The 14,597-nt window shown below is 67.9% G+C and carries 14 protein-coding genes; 10 read left to right on the top strand and 4 right to left on the bottom strand.

What is annotated here, in order from left to right; genetic code table 11:
- The first annotated feature begins 216 nt into the window (after window positions 1-216).
- Window positions 217-798, top strand: coding sequence for a Spy/CpxP family protein refolding chaperone (locus GT347_RS13100; protein WP_160552405.1), 582 nt, complete (start codon window positions 217-219; stop codon window positions 796-798).
- Window positions 799-862: 64 nt separating this feature from the next.
- On the opposite strand, the gene GT347_RS13105 is transcribed toward GT347_RS13100, so the two are convergent.
- Window positions 863-1,264: a hypothetical protein gene (locus tag GT347_RS13105; protein ID WP_160552406.1), complete on the bottom strand. Its 402-nt coding sequence runs from the start codon at window positions 1,262-1,264 to the stop codon at window positions 863-865.
- A 245-nt stretch (window positions 1,265-1,509) separates the two neighbouring features.
- On the opposite strand from GT347_RS13105, the gene GT347_RS13110 reads away from it, so the two are divergent.
- The 7 genes from GT347_RS13110 to GT347_RS13140 all read left to right on the top strand — a co-directional run bounded on the left by GT347_RS13110 (window position 1,510) and on the right by GT347_RS13140 (window position 9,159).
- Window positions 1,510-2,079 (top strand): acyloxyacyl hydrolase, encoded by a 570-nt coding sequence (locus GT347_RS13110; RefSeq protein ID WP_160552408.1) that lies wholly within the window; start codon window positions 1,510-1,512, stop codon window positions 2,077-2,079.
- 119 nt (window positions 2,080-2,198) lie between these two features.
- Window positions 2,199-2,963, top strand: a complete 765-nt coding sequence (locus GT347_RS13115; RefSeq protein WP_160552410.1) for an endonuclease/exonuclease/phosphatase family protein — start codon at window positions 2,199-2,201, stop codon at window positions 2,961-2,963.
- The gene (gene clsB / locus GT347_RS13120) at window positions 2,960-4,243 is read left to right on the top strand and encodes a cardiolipin synthase ClsB (protein ID WP_160552411.1); all 1,284 of its coding nucleotides are present in this window, start codon (window positions 2,960-2,962) and stop codon (window positions 4,241-4,243) included. The genes GT347_RS13115 and clsB overlap by 4 nt, the downstream gene beginning before the upstream one ends.
- Window positions 4,233-5,276 carry a lysylphosphatidylglycerol synthase domain-containing protein gene (locus GT347_RS13125; protein ID WP_160552419.1) on the top strand — a complete coding sequence of 348 codons (1,044 nt, stop codon included), beginning with the start codon at window positions 4,233-4,235 and terminating at the stop codon, window positions 5,274-5,276. The genes clsB and GT347_RS13125 overlap by 11 nt, the downstream gene beginning before the upstream one ends.
- A 38-nt stretch (window positions 5,277-5,314) precedes the next feature.
- Complete coding sequence (locus tag GT347_RS13130; protein ID WP_160552421.1) at window positions 5,315-6,622, top strand: putative DNA modification/repair radical SAM protein; 1,308 nt, start codon at window positions 5,315-5,317, stop codon at window positions 6,620-6,622.
- A gap of 22 nt (window positions 6,623-6,644) precedes the next feature.
- Window positions 6,645-8,123, top strand: a complete 1,479-nt coding sequence (locus GT347_RS13135) for a UdgX family uracil-DNA binding protein (protein WP_160552422.1) — start codon at window positions 6,645-6,647, stop codon at window positions 8,121-8,123.
- 307 nt (window positions 8,124-8,430) lie between these two features.
- Window positions 8,431-9,159, top strand: coding sequence for a TraB/GumN family protein (locus tag GT347_RS13140; protein WP_160552423.1), 729 nt, complete (start codon window positions 8,431-8,433; stop codon window positions 9,157-9,159).
- 4 nt (window positions 9,160-9,163) lie between these two features.
- Here GT347_RS13140 and bla read toward each other — a convergent pair whose 3' ends face one another.
- Window positions 9,164-10,024 (bottom strand): class A beta-lactamase, encoded by an 861-nt coding sequence (gene bla / locus GT347_RS13145; RefSeq protein WP_160552426.1) that lies wholly within the window; start codon window positions 10,022-10,024, stop codon window positions 9,164-9,166.
- A gap of 325 nt (window positions 10,025-10,349) precedes the next feature.
- Window positions 10,350-11,273 carry a LysR family transcriptional regulator gene (locus GT347_RS13150; protein WP_160552428.1) on the bottom strand — a complete coding sequence of 308 codons (924 nt, stop codon included), beginning with the start codon at window positions 11,271-11,273 and terminating at the stop codon, window positions 10,350-10,352.
- Window positions 11,274-11,392: 119 nt separating this feature from the next.
- Between GT347_RS13150 and GT347_RS13155 the strand changes: the two genes are divergently transcribed.
- Window positions 11,393-12,370 (top strand): Bug family tripartite tricarboxylate transporter substrate binding protein, encoded by a 978-nt coding sequence (locus GT347_RS13155; RefSeq protein ID WP_160552430.1) that lies wholly within the window; start codon window positions 11,393-11,395, stop codon window positions 12,368-12,370.
- Between the two features lie 30 nt (window positions 12,371-12,400).
- Window positions 12,401-13,564 (top strand): galactonate dehydratase, encoded by a 1,164-nt coding sequence (gene dgoD, locus GT347_RS13160; RefSeq protein WP_160552431.1) that lies wholly within the window; start codon window positions 12,401-12,403, stop codon window positions 13,562-13,564.
- A gap of 7 nt (window positions 13,565-13,571) precedes the next feature.
- Here dgoD and GT347_RS13165 read toward each other — a convergent pair whose 3' ends face one another.
- Window positions 13,572-14,564, bottom strand: coding sequence for a Bug family tripartite tricarboxylate transporter substrate binding protein (locus tag GT347_RS13165; RefSeq protein WP_160552434.1), 993 nt, complete (start codon window positions 14,562-14,564; stop codon window positions 13,572-13,574).
- Between the last annotated feature and the right edge of the window lie 33 nt (window positions 14,565-14,597).

Raw genomic sequence — 14,597 nt, forward strand, 5'->3', positions numbered from 1 at the left:
TTTGCGGACTCGCTGGCAGCGGCGCCGCCCGCCAGGGACGGCCCCATGAAAAACGCGGCTCGATCGCCGCTTGCCGCCTATTGTCGGTGCAGCGCGGGAGGTCCGGGATTTACACGCGCCTCACCTGCGTCGCACGCTGGCATTACATGCGCGCCGGACACTGGCTACCAACCTGATGCCCGGTATGGCAGCAGGGGTCTTCGAAAGGAAACTCTCATGCAAACCGCAATCCGCACCATCCTCCTGACCGGCCTGCTGGCCAGCGCCGGTATCGGCTCCGCCTTCGCCCAGACCAGCCCCGCACCGGCCACCCAGACGGCGCCCTCGGCCGGCCCGCGCGGCGAACACCGCGGCGGCCCGGAAGGCCGCTTCGATCCGGCCCAACGCGAAGCCCGCATGCAAAAGCATTTCGCGGAACTCAAGACCAAGCTGCGCATCACGCCGCAGCAGGAAGGCGCCTGGACGGCCTTCACCACCGCCATGCGTCCGCCCGAAGGCGGCATGCGCGGCATGAAGGGCGAACGCGAGGAATTCGCCAAGCTGACGACGCCGCAGCGCATCGACCGCATGCGTGAAATGCGCGCCGTCCGCCAGGCCGAGGCCGACAAGCGCGGCGACGCGATCAAGACCTTCTACGCATCGCTCAACCCGGCCCAGCAGCAGACCTTCGATGCGCTGCCGCCGCCGCACTTCGGTGGCCATCGTTTCGGCCCCGGCGGACATGAAGGCCATGGCCCGCGCGGTCCGCGCGGACCGATGGGCCAGGGCGAAGCAACGCCCCCGCCGCCGGCACGCTGATATGGCCGGCACCAAGTAAAAAAGGGACCTCGCGGTCCCTTTTTTTATGTGCAAGCCGAAGGGCTTACGGACGGGCGGTCTTCTCGCCGGTGGCGATGCCCTGCTTGGTGTGCACGGCAGCACGGGCGCCCGGCACGCCGGCATCCTTGGTGGTCGTGCCCATGCCGCTGACGGCGGGGTTCTCGGCGGCCGGGCGGCCGTTGGGCTGGCCGGTCGGGCCGGTGGTGCTGGCTTCGCCGGCGGCGACCGTCTTGTTCTTGCTCATCTTGTTGGCCATGGTCGCCTCGCTCTTGACTTCGGCACGGGTGGTGTCGGAGGTCATGGGCGACTTGTCGGGGCCGTTGATCTGGCCCTGCACCTTGGTGGTGGCGGCGCCGCCGGCGGTGGTGGTGGGCACCTGGGCCGATGCGATGGAAGCCAGGCCCATCAGGCCGGCGATCAGGACGGTGGATTTGATTGCGTTCATGGTGCGAGTTCCTTCGTGTTGTGTGCCCGGCGAACCGGACGGACTGACTTCAAGTCCCTGCTGTTTTGCCGTTGTGTCGGGACTTGTATCTACAGTACGTAGCGCCCCGGCCACAAAGCGAAGGAAGGTGCGCCCGAGGGTTGTAGGACTTCGACGCGACGAGCCCATCGCATTTTTGGCAAGATGGCAATGCTGCCTACACTTGGTCGCACTACTTTTCTTTGCCACTGCTTTTGCGGCACGCCATGATCCATTTTTCCCTTCTCTCCATTGCCTCGGCCCTGGCCCTGGCAGCCGTCGCCCCACTGGCCCATGCGGACGCTTCCGCATCCAACGGCATCTATCTCCAGTACGGCAAGGCCGGCAGCGACAGCAACACCAATGCCTACACCCTGGGCGTGACCAAGCCCATGGACTGGTTCGGCTCGCGCACCCTGTGGGGCACGCAGGCCACCGGCTTCTGGGACCTGTACGGCACCTATCACGTGTCCGACCGCAACAACGGCGGCGAGTACAAGACCTGGCTGGCCGGCCTGACCCCGACCTTCCGCCTGCGTTTCGACGAAGGCCGCTCCAACTGGTTCGTGGATGGCGGCGTGGGTGTGTCCTATACCGACGTGCTCTACCGCAGCAATGCCGGCAAGGAGTTCAGCACCCGCTTCAACTTCGGCAGCCACGTGGCACTGGGCTACACCTTCGGCGCGCAGCGCGAACAGGAAATCTCGGTGAGCTTCCTGCACTACTCCAACGCCAGCATCAAGAAGCCCAACCCGGGCGAGAACTACGTGCAGCTGCGCTACGCGCATTCGTTCTGATCGCCTGAGGCGCGCGGAGCGGCGCGGGGAAATCGGGTCCCGTCCTACGGTCCCCGCCCGGTGCCGCCCGGAGAATGCATCGTCAGAATGGGCGCTTTCGCCCGCAGGGACGCGCATCCATGGCCGCAGAACAAGAGCCGTTCACCTTCAAGGTGCTGACGGTCAACATCCACAAGGGTTTCACCACCTTCAACCGCCGCTTCATGCTGCATGAGCTGCGCGATGCCGTGCGTTCGGTCTCGGCCGACGTGGTGTTCCTGCAAGAGGTGCTGGGCACGCATGCCAAGCATTCGGACCGGCACGCCAACTTTCCGCAGAACCCGCACTACGAGTTCCTGGCCGACGAGATCTGGCACCAGTTCGCCTATGGCCGCAATGCGGTCTACGACAACGGGCACCACGGCAATGCGCTGCTGTCGAAGTTCCCCATCGTCCACTACCAGAACCACGATGTGTCCATCGCCGGCCCGGAGCGGCGCGGCGTGCTGCACTGCGTGCTGCGCATTCCCGGCCGAGAGACCGATGTGCATGCGATCTGCGTGCACCTGGGCCTGGCCGAGAACCACCGGCGCCAGCAGCTGATGCGCATCAACGATCTGGTCAACAACGACATCCCCAAGGGTGCTCCGGTGGTGCTGGCCGGCGACTTCAACGACTGGCGCGGCCGCGCCCACGAGATCCTCGACAAGGGCTGCGGCCTGCACGAGGTCTTCATCCAGGCCAACGGCGAAGCCGCCCGCACCTTCCCGGCCAAGATGCCGGTGCTGCGGCTGGACCGCATCTATGTGCGCAATGCCGATGCGCATGCGCCCATCGTGCTGCCCAAGAAGCCCTGGTCCACGCTGTCGGACCATGCGCCGCTGGCCGCGGAACTGACGATATGAACGCCGAGGAGGTGTCGGCGGACGCGGGCAAGGGTGGTCGCCGCCTGCGCTGGATCGCCGGCAACGACATCCAGCTGCTGGAGAACGGCGAGGAGTTCTTCCCCCGCGTCTTCGAATGCATCGCCAACGCCCAGCGCGAGGTGGTGCTGGAGACCTTCATCCTGTTCGAGGACAAGGTCGGCAAGGCGCTCCATGCCGCGCTGCTGAAGGCAGCCCGGCGCGGGGTGAAGGTGGATGTGATGGTCGACGGTTTCGGCTCGCCCGACCTGTCGCGCGAGTTCCTCGAATCGCTGACCTCGGCCGGCGTGCGTTTCCGGGTCTACGACCCGGGCCAGCGCATCCTGGGCAAACGGGTCGGCTGGCTGCGCCGCATGCACCGCAAGATCGTGGTGGTCGATGGCGAGCGAGCCTTTGTCGGCGGCATCAACTATTCGGCCGACCACCTGGCCGACTTCGGGCCCGAGGCCAAGCAGGACTACGCGGTGGAGATCACCGGCCCGCTGGTCGGCCATATCCACCGCTTCGCCCTGCATGCGATCGCCATCGGCGGCCAGGGCCGGCGCTGGTTCCGCCGGCGCATCAAGGCCGTGCATTCCGAGGCGATCGCGGCCACCGGCCCGGCCGATGCCTTCTTCGTCACCCGCGACAACCACCGCCACACCAACGACATCGAGCGCCAGTACCGCGCCGCCATCCGCGCCGCGCGGCAGCGGGTGGTGATCGCCAATGCCTATTTCTTTCCCGGCTACCGGCTGATCCAGGAGATGCGCCGGGCGGCGCGGCGCGGCGTGCAGGTCGATCTGATCCTGCAGGGCCAGCCCGACATGCCCATCGTGAAGATCGCCGCCAGCATGCTCTACCACCACCTGCTGCATGCCGGCGTGCGCATCCACGAGTACTGCGACCGGCCGCTGCATGGCAAGGTGGCGGTGATGGACGACAGCTGGGCCACAGTCGGCTCCAGCAACCTCGATCCGCTGAGCCTGTCGCTCAATCTCGAATCCAATGTGGTGATCCGCGACAAGGCCTTCAACCACCATCTGTACGAACGCCTGGCCCACCTGATGCAGCACAGCTGCAAGCGCGTGGAGCGCGAGAACCTGGCGGCCGAATGGAGCGCCTGGCGGCTGGTGCGCAGCTTCTTCGTCTTCCACTTCCTGCGCTGGTATCCGATCGCGGCCACCTGGCTGCCCAATCCGCGCAAACGCGCCATGCCGGTGCAACTGCCGACCACCGGCGAGACGGCCGCCCCCGTGCCGACACGTACCGATGCCGCCTGAGACCACCCGCGCGTTCGCCTGGTCCGACCCGCGCAGCTGGCAGCAGCAGCCCTGGTGGCCCTGGACCAAACGCATCGTCAGCCTGGCCTTCTTCCTGCTGGTGGCCTGGCTGATCGTCAGCCGCGCCCGCACCATCGAATGGGGCAGCGTGTGGTCGTCCCTGAAGGCCATACCGGTTGGCGTGCTGGGCCTGGCCGGGCTGCTGACGGTGCTGACCTATGCGGTGTACTGCTCCTTCGACCTGATAGGCCGCTACTGCTCGCGCCACAAGCTCTCGCACCGGCTGGTGCTGTTCATCACCTTCATCAGCTATGCCTTCAACCTGAACCTGGGAACCATCGTCGGCGGGGTGGCCTTCCGCTACCGGCTGTACGGGCACTACGGGCTGCATGGCGGGCAGATCACGCATGTCACGGCGTTGAGCATGGTGACCAACTGGATCGGCTACTGCGCGCTGGCCGGGCTGGTCTTCCTGCTCTGGCCGCTGCCGATGCCGCCGCAGTGGGACCTGGGCAGCGGCGATGTGCGCTGGCTGGGTGCGGTGGCGCTGGCCATCGCGGTGGCCTATGTCGCGGCCGCCGCCTGGCGTGGCGGGCGCGACGGGCGTGACCTGGTCATCCGTGGCCGCAGGATTTCGCTGCCGGGATGGCGCATCGCGATGCTGCAGGTCGTGCTGTCGTCCATCCACTGGATGCTGATGGCCAGCATCATCTTCGTGCTGCTGCAGGGCAAGGCCGCCTATCCGACGGTGCTGGCCACGCTGCTGGTGGCGGCGATCGCCGGGGTCATCGCACATATCCCGGCCGGCCTGGGCGTGACCGAGGCGGTGTTCGTGGCGCTGATGGGGCACCAGGTGGACCATGGGCCGCTGCTGGCCGCGCTGCTGGGCTATCGCGGCATCTACTACATCGCCCCGCTGGCGATCGCCGCGGTGGCGCAGCTGGTGGTGGAATTGCAGCGGCGGCGCGACGCACAGGCCGAGGACGACACCGAAGCCGCTCCACCCCAAAGCCCCGCGCCGCATACGTCTTGACACCTGGAGCCGGTCCGCGACTGTATATTCGTACAGTCATGCAGACAGCCCCCATCTCCCCGCCGCCGAATACACATCCGCTGCAGCGCAAGCTGGCCATCCTGGCCGATGCCGCCAAGTACGACGCTTCCTGCGCCTCCAGCGGCACCAGCAAACGCGACTCGCGCGGCGGCACCGGCATGGGCTCCACCGAAGGCTCGGGCATCTGCCACAGCTATGCGCCGGACGGCCGCTGCATCTCGCTGCTGAAGATCCTGCTGACCAACTTCTGCCAGTACGACTGCCTCTACTGCGTCAACCGGGTCAGCAGCAATGTGCCCCGCGCGCGCTTCAGCGCCGAGGAGGTGGTGCGGCTGACGCTGGATTTCTACCGTCGCAACTGCATCGAGGGCCTGTTCCTGTCCAGCGGCATCATCCGCAATCCGGACTACACCATGGAGCAGGTGGTGGAGGTGGCGCGAAGCCTGCGCGAGGACCACGACTTCCGCGGCTACATCCACCTGAAGACGATTCCCGACGCCTCGCCCGAACTGCTGCAGCGGGCCGGCCGATATGCCGACCGGCTCAGCATCAACATCGAGCTGCCGACGGATAGCGGGCTGACCGAACTTGCGCCCGAGAAGGATGGCATGGCGATCCGCCGCTCGATGGCACGGCTGCGCACCCATATCGACGATGCCAAGGACGCCGCGCGCGAAAGCCGGGTGGTGCCGATCCGCAGCCTGCCGTCCGCCGCGCCGCTACGCGCGGCCGCGCCCCGTTTCGCGCCCGCCGGGCAGAGCACGCAGATGATCGTCGGCGCCGACGCGGCGGACGACAGCACCATCCTCGCCACCAGCGCCACGCTGTACGGCTCCTACCGGCTGCGCCGGGTGTATTACTCGGCCTTCAGTCCCATCCCGGATGCCTCCTCCGGCCTGCCGCTGGCGGCGCCGCCGATGATGCGCGAGCACCGGCTCTACCAGGCCGACTGGCTGATGCGTTTCTATGGCTTCTCGCACGACGAGATCATCCAGCCCGATGCCCAGGGCCGCGCCCTGCTGGCGCTGGACGTGGACCCCAAGACCGCCTGGGCGCTGGCCCACCGCGAACGTTTTCCGGTGGACTTGAACCGGGCGCCGCGCGAGATGCTGCTGCGGGTGCCCGGCCTGGGCGTGAAGGCGGTCGAGCGCCTGCTCGCCGCCCGCCGGGTGCGCCGGTTGCGGGCCGCCGACCTGTCGCGACTGCATGTGCCGCTGGCCCGGGTGCTGCCCTTCGTGCTGACGGACGACCACAAACCCAGCCGCGCGATGGAAGCCACTCCCGTGCGGCGCAGTTCGGCCGAGCTGCAGGCCAGCCTGTTCTAGCCCGCGCAGCGGCGCCCCCGCCATGCAGAGCCGCCGAACCATCCTGCTGCCGGGCGAGACGGACTTCGATGCCTTTCGCCGCCATGCCCGTGCACTGATCGCCGAAGGACTGCCGCCCGAAGCCGTCGAATGGCAGGTCGCCGGCCGGCAGGAGGGCGATCTTTTCGGAGGCGGCGCAGAGGTGCCGTCCGAAATACCCGCCGCAAGCCAAGGCAAGGGGCCGGGTGTGCCGCCTGCCTTTGTCGTGCTGTGCAAATCGACCATCCTGCACAGCGACGCAGGCCGCTTCGGTCTGCTCTACCGCCTGCTCTGGCGACTGGTGCACGAACCCGCGCTGCGCCATGACCCGCTGGACGCCGACATGCTGCGCGCCCAGCTGCTGGGCAAGGCGGTGCGGCGCGACCAGCACAAGATGACCGCCTTCGTGCGCTTTCGCACGGTGACGCGGCCGGACCAGCCGGACCTGCATGTCGCCTGGTTCGAGCCGGAACACCACATCGTCGAGGCGACCGCGCCCTTCTTCGCCCGGCGTTTTCCGAACATGCACTGGGCCATCCTCACGCCGCGCCGCAGCGTGCGCTGGTTCCCGGCCGAAGGCGGGACGGCCGGCCGGCTGGAACTGGCGCCGGGCTGCCGGCGCGAGGATGCGCCGCCGGCCGACGCGGGCGAACAACTCTGGCTCACCTACTACGCCAATATCTTCAACCCCGCGCGGCTCAAGCTCTCCATGATGCAAAAGGAGATGCCGCGCCGCTACTGGCACAACCTGCCCGAGGCGGCGCTGATCGGCGAGCTGGCCGCGCAAGCGATGGAGCGCAGCGGCCACATGATCGAGCAGCCCGGCACCAGCACCACCCGGCGCATCCAGCGCCTGCCGGCGGCGGCCAGCAAGGTGCAGGCGAACATCGCCATCCACCGGCTGGACGATCTCAAGCCCGCCATGGATCGCTGCCGCGAATGCCCCATCGGCCAGTTCGCCACCCAGTCGGTGCCCGGCGCCGGCCCGGCCCCTGCGCGGCTGATGGTGGTGGGCGAGCAGCCGGGCGACCACGAAGACCTGCGCGGCCAGCCCTTCGTCGGCCCCGCCGGCCGGCTGTTCGACCGCGCGGTGGCCGAACTCGGCTGGCAGCGCGAGCGGCTCTACGTCACCAATGCGGTCAAGCATTTCAAGTACGAGCTGCGCGGCAAACGCCGCATGCACAAGACGCCTGGCCAGCTCGAAGTGGCCGCCTGCCACCACTGGCTGGAAGAGGAACTGCGCCTGGTGCAGCCGCGCGCCATCCTGGCGCTGGGCGCGACCGCCGCCCGTTCGGTGCTGGGCCGGCCGGTGGCGGTGACGCAGGAACGCGGCCAGTGGCTGAGCGATGCGACCGGCCGGCCGGTGCTGGTCACCCTGCATCCGTCCGCCCTGCTGCGGGCGGATCCGCAGCAGGGCGAAGCCAACTTCGCCCTGTGGCTGGACGACCTGCGCCAGGCCACCGAACACGCCCTGGGCGACTGAAAAACCGGCTGTCCCCAAACCCTGGGGATAAAGATCTGGAAACCGCCGAGTTATCCACAGCAAAACGCGCCGGAGCGATTCCGTCCACAAAGCCGTACAGCGGGGACAGGGCTCGCCGCACATGGTTTGCGGCGACGCAAGTGCTTGTCCCGGCTGGAGAATCCGGGCTTGTCCCCAAAAACGCCGTTCTTCTACTACTACGACTAACTTAATAAAGAGATATAGAGAAGAACTTGCCCGAAACTTCGACGCGGCAAAGCGTCTGCCCGATCCCCGGCCGCGACCGCGCACGAACAAGCCTGAAAACATGATTTTTGAACTCGACGGAGGCCGCATCCGGGTGATGGGCACGCTGCACCTGCTGCCGCCTGGCCGTCAGCTGCCGCCCTGGGTGCGTTCCGCCTACGACTGGAGCGAGGCGGTGTTCGTGGAACATTCGGCCAGCGATTTCCTGCGGCTGGCGCAGCCGGAGGCCCTGCCGGTGGAACAGCAGGCATCCGCCGGCCTGCTCAAGCGCCTGCGGGACATCGCCGGCCCCTCCCCCATGGCACTGGAACGCATGCACCGCGGCGCCGCCGTGGTGATGGCCCTGGCGAGCCGCCTGTCCGGCCGGCCCGGCGCCGACATGGCGCTGCACGACTGGGCGCAGCAGGACGGCAAGCCTTTCGGTTATGTGGAGCAGGCCTCGGAAGTGCTGGCCGTGCTGGACGGCATCGCCGAATCCGACTGGCTGGAGGGCATCGCCGCCGAACTCGCACGGCCGCAGACATCCGCGCAGCAGCTGCAGGGCTTTTACGACGCCTGGCGCAAGGGACGGCTCGAACAGATCGCAGAGGCCAGCGAACAGGGTCTGCTGTCTCGGCCGGCCATCCGCCAGCGCATGCTGCTGGAGCGCAACCGCGCCTGGGCCGCGCGTTATGCAGCGCCGCAGCAGCGCTGCCTGATTGCCGTTGGGGCGGCCCACCTGGTGGGCGCGGGCAGTTTTCTGGAAACCCTGGCCCAGGCCTCCGGCGGCGGGATGCGCCGGATCGTCTGACCGCTCAGCGGCGTACCGCCAGCGCCAGGCGGGTGGCCTCGACGATGACTTCCTCGCGCGCCTGCGCGTCGGCCTGGAACTGCGTGAAGTAGATCGCCAGCACCAGCGGCGGGCCGTCGGCCGGCCAGATGACGGCGATGTCGTTGGTGCTGCCATATTCGCCGGTGCCGGTCTTGTCGCCCACCGGCCAGTTCTCCGGCACGCTGGCGCGGATCCGGCCGTTTCCGGTGGTGTTGCCCAGCAGCCAGGATTTCAGCAGCTCGCGTTCGCGCGCGGGCAGCGCCTGGCCGAGCACCAGCTTGTGCAGGTTGCGCGCCATGTCCCGCGGCGTGCAGGTGTCGCGCGGATCGCCGGGGATGGCGCTGTTGAGTTCGGGCTCCCAGCGGTCGAGCCGGAAACTGTCATCACGCAGCCAGCGCGCGAAGGCGGTGACGCCGGCCGGTCCGCCGATCTCGCGCATCAGCAGGTTGGCGGCCACGTTGTCGCTGTACTGCACGGCGGCGGCGCAGAGGTGGCTGATGGTCATGCCCTGGTCGACCAGCCGGCCGGTGACCGGCGCGTAGGTCTTCAGATCGGCCTGCCCGTACATCACACGGCGGCCCAGCAGGCCGGGATCGCTGCTGGCCCGGTTCAGCACCGTCGCCGCCAGCAGGGCCTTGAAGGTGCTGCAGGCCGGAAACCGTTCGTCCGCCCGGTAAGAAAGCAAGGGCCGGCCCGCCGAAGTCAGCGCCAGGCCCAGCCGGCCACCGTAGGCCGATTCCAGCTCCGCCAGCCCGACGACCGGATCGTCGCCCTGCGCATGGGCCGTGCCCAGCCAGGGAAGGCTCAGCGCGGCGGCCAGGCAGGCGCGGCGGCGGGTGTCCAAAAGAGTCGATTCGTGCTGAGTTTTCACGCGTGTTCGCACTGGGACAGGAAAACCGCGAGCCTAACGGACGGCGCGCCGCAAAAGTCTGTGGAGAACCTTCTGATAAACCGGGACTTGTCCACAGGACGGAGCCTTCGACGATTTCCATCCACAAAGCCGGACAGCGGGACAAGGGCTCCGCGCACATGCTTGGCGGAGATGCAAGTGCTTGTCAGCATTGAAGAATGAACGCTTGTCCCCAGAAGAGGGCCGAGCTTACTACTACTACTATCCTTATTAAAGTCATTAAAGAAGAAGTAGAGCGCAAGCCAAAAGCGCCAGGGCGCTAGGCCGGCAGGCGTTCGCGCTGCTCCGCCGCGAAGGCCTCGGCCAGGAAATCGATGAAGGTCCGGATACGGCTGGCCGACTGGTGACGGTGGGGATAGACGGCGTAGATGTCCGCCGATGGCGCCTGGTAGCGCTGCAGCACCTGCTGCAGGCGGCCGCTGCGCAGGTGTTCCACGATGTCCCATTCGGCGCGCAGCACGATGCCGTGGCCTTCCAGCGCCCAGCGCACCGCGATATCGCCGTCGTTGGTGCTCATGGCGCTGTGCACCTTCACCGTGGTTTCCTGGCGGCCGAGCCGCAGGCGCCAGACGCCATAGGCATCGTCGCCATGGCGGATGCCCAGGCAGTCGTGCTCCGCCAGCTCGCGCGGCGTCTGCGGAATGCCGCGCCGTGCCAGGTAGGCGGGCGAGGCGCAGAGCAGCCGGCGGTTGGGCGCCAGCAGTCGTGCATGCACCCGGGCGTCGGGCGGCTCGCCGAAACGCACGCAGATGTCGAAGCTGTCCTCGGTGAGCGGCGGCGGGTTCACCGACAGCTGCAGCTGCACCTCGATCTGCGGATGCAGCGAGCAGAAACGCGAGACCAGCGGCGCGATCTGGTTGCGGCCGAAACCCAGGGTGGCGTTCACCCGGATCAGGCCGGCGGCCTGGGTGGCAGATCGGGTCAGCTGGCGCTCCATGGCCTCGATGTCTTCGAGGATGCGCCGGGCGTTCGACAGGTAGAGCGTGCCTTCGGCGGTCAGGCCGATGCGCCGGGTGGTGCGGTTGAGCAGCGTCACGCCCAGGCGCTTTTCCATGCCGGCCAGCCGCCGGCTGACGACCGGTGCGGTCACGCCGAGTTCACGCGCGGCTGTGGCCAGGCTGCCGCAACGCACGATCAGGGTGAAGAACTCCATCTCCGCCGAGGCGGTGGCATGGGCTTTCATTGTTGTCTCCAGAGGCAGGAATGCCTTGCATTCTGCGGCGATCCGGGCGCGTGGCGCGCTCCTACAGTTGGCCGGCCGTCCGCAGAGACGCCTCACCAATCGTGTTGCAGGAGACAAGAATGAATGCATTTTCCGGGCTGAGCCGGCGTGCGCTGCTGGGCGCCGCCGCCGCCCTGCCGCTGGCCGGCTGGGCGCAAGGCCCCGGCTATCCGAACAAGCCGGTTTCCATCCTGGTGCCTTACGCGCCGGGCGGCACCACCGATTTCGTCGCCCGGGTGGCGGCCACCTACATGGCGGCGGTGACCAAGGGCACCTTCCTGGTGGACAACCGCCCCGGCGCTAGCGGCACCATCGCCATGGCCTATGTAGCCAAGGCGGCGCCGGACGGCTACACGCTCTACATGACGGAGATGACCTCGACGGCGGTGGGCGCGCTGTTTCCCAAGCTGAGTTTCGATCCGGACAAGTCCTTCGTGCCGATCGCCATCCTGGCCGAGACGCCTTATGTGCTGGTGGTCAACGAGAAGGTGCCGGCGGCCACGCTGCAGGAGTTCATGGCGTACGCCCGGGCCAACCCCGGCAAGCTCAGCTACGGCTCGGGCGGCGTGGGCAGCGGGCCGCACCTGGCGGGCGAGTTGTTCAAGAGCCTGGCCAAGCTCGATATCCGCCACGTGCCCTACAAGGGATCGGGCCCGGCGCTGCAGGACCTGCTGGGTGGGCAGATCGAGATGCTGATCACCGCCGCGCCCACCGTGGCCTCGCTGGCCGGCAAGGTCAAGCCGCTGGCGGTGGCGCGGGCGAGCCGGCTGGCCATCCTGCCGGCGCTGCCCACTTCGGCCGAGGGCGGGCTGCCGGATTTCGTGGTGAGCAACTGGTTCGGCCTGTCCGCGCCGCACGGCACGCCCGAGGCGGTGATCAAGACCCTGAGCGCGGCGGCGGCCGAAGCTTTCCAGAACCCCGAGGCCCTGCAGAAGCTGGGCAAGGGCGGCGCCGATCCGCTGGTGATGGGCGCGGACCAGGCACGCGCCAAGGTCGAATCGGAAACCGCCAAGTGGAGCGCGCTGATCAGGACCGCCGGCATCAAGAACGACAACTGAACCCCTTTCCTTTCCCACTCCGGAAGTCTTATGAAGATCACCCAAGTCGAGCCGCTGCACGTCGGCCAGTTCATGTTCGTGAAGGTCTCCACCGACGAGGGCATCGTCGGCTACGGCGAGGCCGGCACCTGGGGCCATATCGAGGCGGCCGGCGCCTGCATGCTGCGTTTCGGCGAATACCTGGTGGGCCGCGACCCCTCGGCCATCGAGCACCACTGGAACGTGATGCACCGCTTCAGCTACTTCCAGGGCCTGGCGATCAATGCCGCGATCTCGGCGATCGACATGGCGCTGTGGGACATCAAGGGCAAGGCGCTGGGCGTGCCGATCTACCAGCTGCTGGGCGGCGCCGTGCGCACCAAGGCGCGCATCTACGGCCACATCTACGAGCATTCCATCGAGAAGATGCTGGAGGAATGCCAGGTGAAGATGGAGGCCGGCTTCACCGCCTTCGGCCACCTCAACCCCTTCCTCGACGAAGGCCACGACCAGGTCTACTTCAAGACCCATGTGAAGAAGATGCGCGAGGCGATCGACAACACCGAGCGCATGCGCGAGGTGGTGGGCGACCGGGTGGACCTGCTGATCGAGGTGCACCGCCGCCTCACGCCCGCCGAGGCGGTGGTGTTCGCCCGCGGCATCGAGCACACGCATCCGATGTTCATCGAGGACCCGATCCGCCCGGAGAGCGCCGATGCGATGGCCCGGGTGGCCGAGAAGATCCACATCCCGATCGCCACCGGCGAGCGTTTCTCGACGATCTACGAGTTCCAGGCGCTGATGGCGCGCGGCGGCGTGGAATATGCGCGGGTGGACCTGTGCCTGTGCGGCGGCATCACCGGCGCCCGCAAGGTCGCCGCGCTGGCCGAGGCGCACAACGTGCAGGTGGTGCCGCACAACCCGCTCTCGCCCATCGGCCTGGCGGCCTGTCTGCAGCTGGATGCGGCGATCCCCAATTTCGCGATCCAGGAATACGCGACCGGCTTCGAGGCCGGCATCTTCGAGTCACGCCCCGAGCACCTGGGCAGCAACATCGTGGACCAGGTGCCGCTGCCGCTGAACGGCTTCGTGGACATTCCCAGCGGCCCCGGCCTGGGCATGAACCTGCTGCCGGATGCGCAGAGGATCCGGCCGCCGCTGTCCAAGCCGATCAGCATGCGGCCGCATTTCGACGGCTCGATGGTCGACCAGTAAGGCGCGTTCAGTCGGCCTCGATGTGCGCGGCCTTGACCACTTCCTGCCAGGCGGCCGTTTCCTGCTTCACTTTGGCGTCCATCTGGCGCGGGTTGAGGTAGTCGGCGGTGGCGCCCTGCTCCTGGGCCTTCTGCTGGAAGGCCGGCGAGGCGACCACCTTGGCGATCTCGGCGGAGAGTTTGTCGATCAGCGGCTTGGGTGTGGCGGCCGGTGCGTAGACACCGAACCAGGAAGTGGCGTCCAGCTTGGGCAGGCCGGCCTCGGCGGTGGTCGGCACATCGGGCAGGCTGGCCAGGCGGGTCTTGCCGGTGGTGGCCAGCACCCGCAGCTTGCCGGACTGGATGTGCGGGATGAAGGGCGGCGCGGTGCCGAAGGTGATGTCGACCTGGCCGCCGAGCAGGTCCTGCAGCGCCGGGCCCGTCCCTTTGTACGGCACATGGGTCATCTTGATGCCGGCCTGCTGTTCCAGCATGGCGCCGGTGGCGTGCTGCAGCGAGCCGTTGCCGGAGGATGCGTAGTTGAGTTTGCCCGGGTTGGCCTTGGCATAGGCCACCAGCTCGGCCATGGTCTTGACCGGCAGGTCGCCGCGGATCACCACGATCTGCGGGGCCGAGATCACATTGGCCACGGCGGTCAGGTCTTCCGCCTTCCAGGCCGGGGCCTGCTTGCTGACCAGCGGGGTGATGACGTGGTAGCCGGAGTACTGCATCAGCAGGGTGTAGCCATCGGCCTCGGCACGCTTGACCGCTGCCGCTGCGATGCCGCCGTTGGCGCCGCCGCGGTTGTCCACCACCACCGTCTGGCCGAGTGCGGTGCCCAGGGGCGTGGCCAGCATGCGGGCGGAGATGTCGGTGGTGCCGCCGGCCGCGGTCGGCACGATCAGCATCACCGGATGGTTGGGATAGCCGGCCGCGCCGGGCTGGGCCTGGGCGGTGCCGAGGCAGGCAAGGGCCACGGCGGCGAGCAGGCTGCGGCGGACGGTGTTTTTCTGGAAGCGCATGTGGATCTGTCTCTGTTGGTTTTGGAAAAGCGG

It is taken from the genome of Xylophilus rhododendri (assembly GCF_009906855.1).
GTDB lineage: Bacteria > Pseudomonadota > Gammaproteobacteria > Burkholderiales > Burkholderiaceae_C > Xylophilus > Xylophilus rhododendri.

What these genes read in the sequence shown, in the direction of transcription:
- GT347_RS13135 (WP_160552422.1), top strand. Translation starts at nt 6,645, where the DNA reads ATGCAGAGCCGCCGAACCATCCTGCTGCCGGGCGAGACGGACTTCGAT.
- GT347_RS13100 (WP_160552405.1), top strand. Translation starts at nt 217, where the DNA reads ATGCAAACCGCAATCCGCACCATCCTCCTGACCGGCCTGCTGGCCAGC.
- GT347_RS13105 (WP_160552406.1), bottom strand. Translation starts at nt 1,264, where the DNA reads ATGAACGCAATCAAATCCACCGTCCTGATCGCCGGCCTGATGGGCCTG.
- dgoD (WP_160552431.1), top strand. Translation starts at nt 12,401, where the DNA reads ATGAAGATCACCCAAGTCGAGCCGCTGCACGTCGGCCAGTTCATGTTC.
- GT347_RS13165 (WP_160552434.1), bottom strand. Translation starts at nt 14,564, where the DNA reads ATGCGCTTCCAGAAAAACACCGTCCGCCGCAGCCTGCTCGCCGCCGTG.
- clsB (WP_160552411.1), top strand. Translation starts at nt 2,960, where the DNA reads ATGAACGCCGAGGAGGTGTCGGCGGACGCGGGCAAGGGTGGTCGCCGC.
- GT347_RS13125 (WP_160552419.1), top strand. Translation starts at nt 4,233, where the DNA reads ATGCCGCCTGAGACCACCCGCGCGTTCGCCTGGTCCGACCCGCGCAGC.
- GT347_RS13130 (WP_160552421.1), top strand. Translation starts at nt 5,315, where the DNA reads ATGCAGACAGCCCCCATCTCCCCGCCGCCGAATACACATCCGCTGCAG.
- GT347_RS13140 (WP_160552423.1), top strand. Translation starts at nt 8,431, where the DNA reads ATGATTTTTGAACTCGACGGAGGCCGCATCCGGGTGATGGGCACGCTG.
- GT347_RS13115 (WP_160552410.1), top strand. Translation starts at nt 2,199, where the DNA reads ATGGCCGCAGAACAAGAGCCGTTCACCTTCAAGGTGCTGACGGTCAAC.
- GT347_RS13155 (WP_160552430.1), top strand. Translation starts at nt 11,393, where the DNA reads ATGAATGCATTTTCCGGGCTGAGCCGGCGTGCGCTGCTGGGCGCCGCC.
- GT347_RS13150 (WP_160552428.1), bottom strand. Translation starts at nt 11,273, where the DNA reads ATGAAAGCCCATGCCACCGCCTCGGCGGAGATGGAGTTCTTCACCCTG.
- GT347_RS13110 (WP_160552408.1), top strand. Translation starts at nt 1,510, where the DNA reads ATGATCCATTTTTCCCTTCTCTCCATTGCCTCGGCCCTGGCCCTGGCA.